We start from the raw sequence: 7,930 nt of genomic DNA, 5'->3' as shown, positions 1-7,930 counted from the left end.
GATAATCGGGGTATAGTCAAGGTCGGAAATTAGGCTTTTTAGGTCTTCTAGTTGACTTTCGTTATTAATCGCCACGATTTGCGGGCGAAATTGCCGAATTTGCTCCGATAGTAGTTGAATATTATTACCCGTGGCTAATCCCACCACTTGAAACTTATCGGGATGATCGGTGACAATATCGAGAGTTTGAGTACCGATCGAGCCTGTAGAGCCTAAAATCGAGATTTTTTTCATAGAAACTTACTATAATTTGGGGATTAGCTTTTAATATACGTTCTCTGGGGTCTTTCCGGCACATCAGCGTAAATATTAAGTATTTGTTAAAAAAGTTGCTAGTTTGACCTTTTTATGCTATGGCTTAGAAAAAGTTAGCGATAGAGATGGTGACAGAGAAGAAATCGAATAGAACGGCCAATGGATTAGGCTGTCTAGCGGGGGGTCTGGTTTTTTGCCTCTTATTTCCCCTGTGTGTTTTCTTTTTTGTTTGGTTATCCTTCGCTCTTGGGATGAGTTGCGCTCTCCCCAGTCAATGTTCGGCAGCAGCAGCATTCATGAAAGGGATTCTGTCCTTAATTCTTTTTTTTGGGGGAGGATTGGCATTACCTATATTCCTCAGTTGTGCCGTGGGAAAAGCTGTCAGATTTGGGTTAAGTCGGAGAAAAAATAACCGAACTTAAACTTAAGTTCGGCTAGATTTATAATCTATTTAACAACTGGATAAAACTAACTTTCTGTCGCCGTTGCCGTGGTGGGGGGTAACTTAATATTAGTAGCTAATCCCAGAATTTGCAGCAGACGAATGGTCATCCAAGTCAGGTCAACTTCCCACCATTGTAGGCCATGACGGGCAGAATACTGATAGGCATGGTGATTATTGTGCCAACCTTCACCGAAAGTTAAGAGAGCAACCCACCAACAATTTTTAGAATTATCGTGGGACTCATGGCTAACATAACCAAATTTGTGGGTGGCGCTGTTGACAAACCAAGTGGAGTGGAAAACTAAGACCAAGCGAACAAAAATTCCCCAAATTACAAACGGCCAACCACCCATAGCATAGAGAATTAAGCCTAAAACAATTTGGATAGGAACAAAATAATTTTGACAGAATTTATAGAAAGGATCGTCGGCGATATCTTGGGTAAAACGGGCAATTTCTTCGTCGGCAGGAATTTCGTGCAGCATCCAACCCATGTGACTCCACCAGAAACCTTTATTAGAATCGTGGGGATCGGGAGCAGTATCAGAATATTTATGATGAATACGATGTAAACCTATCCATGCGATCGCACCCCCCTGACAAGCGAGGGTCCCGCACAAAACCAGAAAGTATTCTAACCATTTGGGAGTCTTAAAACTCCGATGGGAAACCAAACGATGGAAACCGAGGGTAATTCCTAAACCCCCGGTAATCCAATAAAGAATCAATGTCACTCCCACAGCACCCCAGCTAAAATTGCCAGGCAAGAAGGCTAAAAGAGCCACTAAGTGGATAAAAGCCATGTAGATGAGAGTCACCCAGTCAATGGGAAGTTTTTCGGAAGTCGCAACAGTCATTGAATAACCCAAAGGGAAACAACAGGAGACAGAGCATCATTGTCTTATCTGTCTCGATTTGACACAGGGGGAACTTTGACGCTTAATAAATAGTAACAAATATCACAGTCTATTGTTTGATGGATATCCCCCCTCTACTCGACGGGGCAGCAAAGGCCTTACTCCCCATCTTTTCGGAAATTGACGCACAGGTCAAGGAAAATCTCGCTAAAATCTTATTGGGAAAGTATGGCGAAGCGATTGATTTCCCTAAGTGAGGGTTTTTATCGGCAATGCTATCGGACGGGAAAGCCGCAGTCAATACAGCCTAATCTCTTCTAGAAACAGTAAATAAGGTGATTTATAGATAAAAAAGACAAATAAGTCCAAAATATCTGTTTTATCCGCTCAGAACTCTATATTTAGCCAGATTAAATAGAACTCAATGACTCTTAACTTACCTAAACAAATAGTTCAGGCTAATCATCCTCATCCCGTGGCGATCGGCGAAATTGTCTCGATAGCGATCGAAGCCCTCTGGAGTAATAAACTGCGGACTTTGTTAACCATGTTAGGGGTGATTATTGGCATTGCCTCCGTGATTGCTCTCACCTCCGTAGGCCAAGGAGTACAAAAAGCCACCGAACAAAAAATTCAATCTCTAGGTACTAATGTTTTACAAATTTTACCCGGAGAAGCCAGAACCGGGGGGATTAGTCTCGGCCGCGGTTCCAGTAGTACCTTAATCTGGGAAGATGCCAAAGTTATTCAAAATCAAGTTCCTGGTGTGCAGGTGGTCTCCGCCTATCTGCAGCGTCCAGCACCAGTGGTGGCGGGCGAGGTCAATCATGCCACTAATGTGGTGGGCATCGATCTCAACTACATGAAAGCCAGAAATACAGAACTCAGCCAAGGTCGATTTTTTACCGAGGAAGAAATGGCACAGGCGACACCAGTGGCGATTTTAGGCTCGACTCTGTTAACAGAACTCTTTGGCGATGATACTAATCCTATCGGCAAAAAGCTTTGGATTGAAAGAAAAAATAGTTACGAAATTATTGGGGTATTTGAGCCAAAAGGTGCAGAAGGTTCGATTAATCGCGACGATCAGGTCTTTATTCCTCTGAGCAATATGTCTTCTCGTCTGGTGGGCAATAATTCTTTAAGTGGTAAGGCCGTTAACGGCATTTATGTCAAAGTTGACCAGCAAGATCAGATGAAAAATGCCGAGTATCAAATTACTAATCTTTTGCGTCAGCGCCACAATCTCGCCGCTGCTCAAGCCGATGATTTTAGCATTAGAAACCAAACAGATGTGGTCAAAACCTTGACCACGGTAGTGGGTTTGTTTACAGTGATGCTGGTGGCGATCGCTGGCATTTCCTTAGTAGTCGGCGGTATTGGCATCGCTAATATCATGTTAGTTTCCGTGGTGGAACGCACCAGGGAAATCGGGATTCGCAAAGCTGTGGGGGCTACCCGTTCGGCAATCCTCCAGCAGTTTTTAGCGGAATCGGTGATGATTTCCCTGACTGGCGGCGGCATCGGTGTATTATCGGGAATTTTAGTCGCCCTCTGTAGCGCCCAGATTTTCCGATTTCCCTTTGTCTTATCAGGTTGGTCGATAGTCAGTGGATTTGGCTTATCTTTTATCGTTGGTTTGTTAGCAGGAGTAATTCCCGCCCGTTCTGCCGCTCATTTAGACCCGATTACCGCTTTACGACGGGATTGAGGCCAGTACATCCTAAAAAACGATTAAGCCATCTTGAAGACGGATCACCCGCCTAGTTTGGGCAGCTACATCAGGATCGTGGGTGACAATCACAATCGTGATCCCCTGTTGATTGAGTTCGGTTAGTAAATCCATCAGTTCTTGGGAAGTTTGTGTATCTAAGGCCCCCGTCGGCTCATCGGCCAACACCAGAGCCGGTTGATTAACTAGGGCCCGGGCGATGGCGACTCGCTGTTGTTGTCCCCCGGAAAGTTGGCTAGGCCGATTGTGGAGATAATTAGCCAATCCAACTCTAGCTAAAGCTTGCATCGCTCTTTGACGACGCTTTGGCTTGGGAACATTGGCATAGACCATCGGCAACATGACATTTTCTAGGGCAGTGGAGCGGGACAATAAATTAAATTGTTGGAAGACAAAGCCAATCCTCTGATTGCGAATATAAGCCAGTTGGTTATCGTCCAAGTTCTTTAAGTTTCTGCCTTCTAAAATATATTGTCCCCCCGTCGGGCGATCGAGGCAGCCGATAATATTCATCAAGGTTGATTTCCCGGAACCCGAAGCTCCCATAATGGATATGTATTCCCCTGACCGAATTTCCAGATCTATGCCCCGAAGAACAGGAATTTTCACTTCCCCTAGAGAGTAAATTTTTGTAATCGTCTGCAAGAAAATCATTGTTTTTACCACGGGTGTTTTGGGATAATTTTGCCCTAAAAATTAGGTTAAGCAGTGGAATGTCAAAAATGGCACTATGTTAACAAATATGAAGTAAATTTTTTAGTGCTGGTTGACTATCAACGGCTATTTTTATCGGTAAGTTCCAACTATGTCCACATTTAAAGATGAATGTATCCGATTTTGTCCACTTTCTGGGAGTTATCTCAACTAGACACTTGATTAAAACTCTTTTTTTGCTCAAGAGAGGAAATTATTAAGAAATAAAAAATATCTGGAATCACTGGCAAATAGTGAGAATAAAATAAAAAAACTAAATAGTAAGTATAGGGAGAAATCAATCAATGTTAACACCAAGACATCCTCACCCCCCCCGCTGCCCCGCAAAGCCCTCCTCCTGGTGTGCCTCAAAGTCCTCCTCCCGGAGCGCATCAAGGGTTTCCACCTGGTGGACACCAGAACAATCCTCCGGGGACACCGCAGCCCTTTGCACCGACTGGGGCAGGACCTGCCAATCTACCGCGTCTAACAGAACAAGATCAAGAACTCTTAAAACAATTACTCGGTAATGATGAACAGGCTCAAGCTTTAGGGGGAATGTTACAAAACTCACCGCCAGAAATTGCCGCTTTGGGTTATTTAATCTTACGAGTATTTGAACGTAGTCAGTCCTAATTGGTCTGGTTCTTCGGTTGCTTGTCTGCTTACCAAAGAGCAGAAATGTCATAGTTGCCGAAGAACTTTTATACCGTTTTTTTGAGATACAACAATTTTGGCAATTTCTAATTTTTCCCTGATAACATAGTTATTTCCCTCTATAAGCCCTGGGAATTTACCTTTAGCACTTCTCAAAAAAACATTTTTAGATTCCATCCTACTCGGTCAATCCCTATCTACACAACCCCAGAGACTTAAGAGAGCGTTATCTTGATTTTCCCCGCCAGCTTAGGTCGGGATTCTGCCAGAGAAAATATAGTCAAACGAGGATGAAAATTTACTATGAACTCAGAACAAAAAATCAATACTCCCCAAAACGTCCCAGCACCAACACCATTTCCTAATCAGTCAGGAGTGATGCCCTCATTGCCGCCCACAGATGCCGGCCGGGGGGCGCCTCATAATCAAGGTGGAGTGAGTCCCTTCATGCCGCCCCCCTTGCCAGGAGATAACGAACCACCGCCCCATCCCCCCGACGGTACACCCTTGCCGAATGTCTGGATTTATGAAGGAGAAGCCTATGATCTCACGGAATTTATTGCCAAGCATCCGGGGGGACAATTTTTTATTGGACGTACCAAGAACAGAGATATAACCACGATTGTCAATATCTTTCATCCCAATCCTGAAAGAGTCAAAAAAGTCCTGCAAAAATATTCCCTTGGACAACAGGGAAGACCAGAGCATATTCATCCTAAATACAACGCTCCTGCCTTCTTATTTAAAGAGCATTTTAATGGTTGGCGGGATACTCCTCGCTATGATTTCCGCAACCCAGAACAATTGCTTAATAAGATTAAAGCCAGAGTTTACTCTCCAGAATTTAAACAGAAAGTGGAGCGCATGGATTTTCTGTTTAATGTTATCAGTATCTGTCTTTTTCTTATCTATTTTGTGGTGCAGGGGCTGTACTTAGAGGCCAGACAGTATATGCCGATTTACCTATTTGTGCCTCTCATCGCTATGCTAAGAATTGCCCTAGCAGGGGTAGGTCACTACCTAATTCATCGGCCACAAGTGGGATTAAACAAGGTATTTGCCAATATTTTTGATATTAACTACGTTCCCCTCGCTTTAGTAGTAATAGACGGTCATACTTTACTGCATCATCCTTTTACCCAAACCGATGTTGATATCAAAAAGAATGTTTTCACCTTCATGTTAGAATTGCCTCGTTTTTATCGAGTTCCAGTACATACATTCCATAAAATAGGTCATGTGGTTACGGGAATGTTTGTTCGCATTATGGAATTATGTATCCTCGCTTTTAAAGCAGGTGTTAAGAATATGTATGGCAGTTGGCAGCTGGGATTACCCCATTTTTTAGGTAGTTTTGGTATTCACTTATTACTATTAATCGAACTGGTTATCTTTTGTCTGTACGGTCAATTTTGGGCTTGGTTAGCACAGTTTTTCCTTACCCTCTGGATTAGCACTTTTATGATTGTGGCTAGTCATGATTTTGAAGCCGAAGAACCGCCAATAGATCCTATGGCACCACCTCAATGGGAAACCCAAGATTGGGCGGTTATGCAGATTAAAAATTCCTACGATTTGACCATGGTAGGTAATAAGTATATTGACTGTTTTCTCTCGGCGGGCTTGGCTCCCCACCGGGTGCATCACGTTCTTCCCCAACAAAAAAGTGGTTTTGCCAATATCATCAGTGAAGATATTGTCCGGGAAGAATCGGAAAAATTCGGAGTTGAATGGGCGGCACCTCAAAACTTCTTTTTTGACCGCCTACCAGGGCTAATTAAACACTATCTAGCTGTGCCATCCCGATTAGCCAAAGAGAAGGAGTTGGGATTATTGAAAGAACATTTTCACCCGCAAGCCTTAAGAACAACCCTAGACTATATTGTCAAAGGTTGGGCTGGCATTGGTTCGATTTGAGCCGACAAAAACCAGAAATTCTGGCGGCAAGTTTCGGGAAAATTATTGGGCATCTTACGGATATAATAAAGACCCAGACTTTTCCCTAGCTTTCCAGGCAATTGGTTGACAGAAACCCTCCCTATAATACCTAAACTGGTTCTGATATTTGCCATGCAATCTTCTCAGTTTTTACCTGTCATTGAAAGTCTCGCCACTGGCACTCCGGGCAATCTTGTCCAACAAACGGATGCCGCTAAATTTTTAGCTAACCTCAAAGGTCTAGAGAAGAATCAACATCGTATCGAAAAAATCTACGAACATACCCGGATTGACACTAGGCATCTAGCTATTAACTTATTAACTGAAGAAACTGTTAACTTTAGTAGAGAAAAGGGAACTATTGAACAACGAATGCAAATGTACGAAAAATATGGGCTTCCCCTAGCAGAAGATGTGGCGAGAAGAGTTATTTTAGCCGCATCGGAGCAACAGAAAAATCATAATCCTTTGAGTACAGAAAAGATCGAGGATTCTATTGGTCTAATCGTATTCGTCACCAGTACAGGCTTTGTGGCCCCGGGTATAGATGCTCAATTAATTAAAAGTTTAGGACTTCGACGCAACATTGCTAGAGTGCCAGTTAATTTTATGGGTTGTGCAGCCGCGATGAATGGTTTACGAGTAGCCTGTGATCATGTAAGAGCCAACCCTGAGCATAAAGCTTTAGTAATTTGTTTAGAATTAAGTTCTATTAATGCCGTTTTTCAAGATGATTTAAATGACATTATCATTCATAGTATTTTTGGTGATGGTTGTGCGGCAGTAGTAATCGGAGCCTACGAACCAGAACAAATACAAGGTCGAGGAAAATTTATCATTCGGGATAATTTTAGTTATCTGGCTGAAAATACCGAAGACGGCATTACCTTAGGCATTAGAGACAATGGTATTACCTGTCTGCTGTCCCGTCAATTACCTGATTATATTGAGTCTGGTGTCGGTCGAATTATTACTAATTTTCTGAATAGTCATGAGATAACCAAGGAAGATATTGATTTATGGATGGTTCACCCTGGAGGGACAAAAATTATTGAAAAAGTGCAACTTTCCCTAGATTTAAATGATGAACAAGTGGCCGATAGTTGGGGAGTTCTCCGTCAATACGGCAACCTACTTAGTTGTGCGATTTTATTTGTAATGGAACGCATGATCTTAAGATTAGAACAAGGATGTGAGACGCAAGCTCTGAAACGGCCAATTCAAGTCTGAATTGCATCACTGTCTGATCTATCTTTATAGAATACCTCATTCGGGGTACGATAGTCAAGACATTTTCGAGGACGATTGTTAATCAAGTTTACGGCTCTTTCCACCTCCTCTGGCTTAACGATT

General features: G+C 42.8%; 7 protein-coding genes and 3 pseudogenes. 5 read left to right on the top strand and 5 right to left on the bottom strand.

Features of this window, described 5'->3' with window-relative positions; all coding sequences use genetic code 11:
• Together PX484_RS22765 and PX484_RS22760 are read right to left on the bottom strand one after the other, a co-directional pair.
• Positions 1 to 234: pseudogene (locus PX484_RS22765) on the bottom strand (1-deoxy-D-xylulose-5-phosphate reductoisomerase); the annotation flags it as partial.
• 489 nt (positions 235 to 723) lie between these two features.
• Positions 724 to 1,557, bottom strand: a complete 834-nt coding sequence (locus PX484_RS22760) for an acyl-CoA desaturase (RefSeq protein ID WP_002748596.1) — start codon at positions 1,555 to 1,557, stop codon at positions 724 to 726.
• Between the two features lie 119 nt (positions 1,558 to 1,676).
• Here PX484_RS22760 and PX484_RS22755 point away from each other — a divergent pair.
• Together PX484_RS22755 and PX484_RS22750 are read left to right on the top strand one after the other, a co-directional pair.
• Positions 1,677 to 1,775 (top strand): annotated as a pseudogene (locus PX484_RS22755) (aluminum resistance protein); the annotation flags it as partial.
• 206 nt (positions 1,776 to 1,981) lie between these two features.
• Positions 1,982 to 3,268, top strand: a complete 1,287-nt coding sequence (locus PX484_RS22750; protein ID WP_287666963.1) for an ABC transporter permease — start codon at positions 1,982 to 1,984, stop codon at positions 3,266 to 3,268.
• A gap of 12 nt (positions 3,269 to 3,280) precedes the next feature.
• On the opposite strand, the gene PX484_RS22745 is transcribed toward PX484_RS22750, so the two are convergent.
• Positions 3,281 to 3,943, bottom strand: coding sequence for an ABC transporter ATP-binding protein (locus PX484_RS22745; RefSeq protein WP_287666976.1), 663 nt, complete (start codon positions 3,941 to 3,943; stop codon positions 3,281 to 3,283).
• A 402-nt stretch (positions 3,944 to 4,345) separates the two neighbouring features.
• On the opposite strand from PX484_RS22745, the gene PX484_RS22740 reads away from it, so the two are divergent.
• Positions 4,346 to 4,618, top strand: coding sequence for a hypothetical protein (locus tag PX484_RS22740; protein ID WP_287666961.1), 273 nt, complete (start codon positions 4,346 to 4,348; stop codon positions 4,616 to 4,618).
• A gap of 48 nt (positions 4,619 to 4,666) precedes the next feature.
• On the opposite strand, the gene PX484_RS22735 is transcribed toward PX484_RS22740, so the two are convergent.
• Positions 4,667 to 4,816, bottom strand: a complete 150-nt coding sequence (locus PX484_RS22735) for a hypothetical protein (RefSeq protein ID WP_287666958.1) — start codon at positions 4,814 to 4,816, stop codon at positions 4,667 to 4,669.
• 126 nt (positions 4,817 to 4,942) lie between these two features.
• Here PX484_RS22735 and PX484_RS22730 point away from each other — a divergent pair, with 126 nt between their 5' ends.
• Positions 4,943 to 6,556, top strand: coding sequence for a cytochrome b5-like heme/steroid binding domain-containing protein (locus tag PX484_RS22730; RefSeq protein ID WP_002800019.1), 1,614 nt, complete (start codon positions 4,943 to 4,945; stop codon positions 6,554 to 6,556).
• A gap of 153 nt (positions 6,557 to 6,709) precedes the next feature.
• On the top strand, positions 6,710 to 7,807 hold the full coding sequence (locus tag PX484_RS22725) for a type III polyketide synthase (RefSeq protein WP_287666956.1): 1,098 nt from the start codon (positions 6,710 to 6,712) through the stop codon (positions 7,805 to 7,807).
• On the opposite strand, the pseudogene PX484_RS22720 reads toward PX484_RS22725, so the two are convergent.
• Positions 7,798 to 7,930: pseudogene (locus PX484_RS22720) on the bottom strand (IS30 family transposase); the annotation flags it as partial. The gene PX484_RS22725 and the pseudogene PX484_RS22720 overlap by 10 nt on opposite strands.

This window comes from Microcystis sp. M49636_WE2, from assembly GCF_030065375.1.
GTDB classification, from domain to species: domain Bacteria; phylum Cyanobacteriota; class Cyanobacteriia; order Cyanobacteriales; family Microcystaceae; genus Microcystis; species Microcystis aeruginosa_C.
Note: the sequence above shows the minus strand (reverse complement) of the source record. Positions and strands in the feature narration are given on the sequence as shown.